Origin of the sequence: Anaeromassilibacillus sp. 1001302B_160321_C8 (assembly GCF_015554745.1) — a bacterium.
In the GTDB taxonomy this organism is placed as follows: Bacteria; Bacillota; Clostridia; order Oscillospirales; family Acutalibacteraceae; genus Anaeromassilibacillus; species Anaeromassilibacillus stercoravium.
In genome coordinates this window covers 1-1,157 of record NZ_JADNJD010000053.1, presented here as the reverse complement: position 1 = coordinate 1,157, position 1,157 = coordinate 1, and the positions used below count along the sequence as shown (strand labels likewise).

The window sequence follows — 1,157 nt, the reverse complement described above, 5'->3', positions numbered from 1 at the left end:
GCGTCAAGACGGAAGCCGTCCACGCCTTTTTCCAGCCAGAACTGGCCGGCATTGATCATTTCCTCATGTACCGCCGGATTATCATAGTTCAGGTCCGGCATTCCGCCGCCGAACAAGCCCAGATAGCGGTAGCCCGGGGTTGCCCACCACCGTTGCCATACGCGCTTATTTCCGGAATGTGCGTCGTCCGTCGCGTTGTTGTCTTTATCTTCGTCGTAATCCGTGCTCTTCTCAATCTTAAAGTAATCGCGGTACGGACTCGTCTCCGGATTGGTAATTGCATCCTGGAACCACGGGTTGCCGCTGCCGCAGTGGTTCACCACCAGGTCCATAATGACTTTGATCCCATGCGCATGCGCTTCATCCAGCATATTCTCAAAGTCTTCCATGGTCCCATAGTCCTGCTCCACGCTGTAGTAGTCTACCGTATCGTAACCGTGGTAGCTGCCAGACTCGGTAATTGGCATCAGCCAAATTCCCGTGATGCCCAAATCCTGCAAATAGTCCATCTTGCTTGCCAGGCCGTTGAAGTCGCCGATGCCATCCCCGTCGGAATCGCAGAATGCGCGGACAAAGATCTCATAGAAGTTGTCTGAGGGCTGCTCGTCGATGATACCAGTGGGGATTTCCTCCCAGTAGGCATACACGGTGAGGCTCTCCGTCACCGGGGTATCGATGTAGAACAGGCTGCCCTCTCCATTCGGCTCCGTATACCAGCCCTTAAACGCATAGCCAGGCTTAGACGGATTCTCCGGCAGGAGCACGGTGCTTCCTGCGGTGGTCCAAATGGGGGCCAATGTAGAACCGCCCTGGGAATCAAGTGTTACCACAACCTGGTCCTCTTTTCCAAGAACTACGGTGCTATACGGGGCGATGGTCAGTGTCGTTCCTTCCAGCTTGGATTCCGTGTCAACACTAAACTTTCTCAGGATCTCGTCAAACGAACCAAAGGTTTTGTCTGCTTCCACTTCAACCGTCACAGCTTCGCCGGTCAAGTTGGTCGCCACCAGCACACTTTGATCCTGTGTCATACGGATGTAGGAAGCTACACCGTCATTGCCGGTGTCATATTCTGCCACGTCGCCGTCTTTCAGCGCGCGGATCTCATTGCGCCAGCTCAACAGCTCTTTGTAGTGGTTCAGCATGGAATCCGGATC

Annotated in this window: 1 protein-coding gene; it reads right to left on the bottom strand. The window is 54.2% G+C overall.

The annotated features are described in order from the left end of the window. A partial coding sequence (locus tag I2E77_RS13680; protein WP_195451510.1) for an alpha-amylase family glycosyl hydrolase occupies nt 1–1,157 on the bottom strand: 1,157 nt, incomplete at both ends.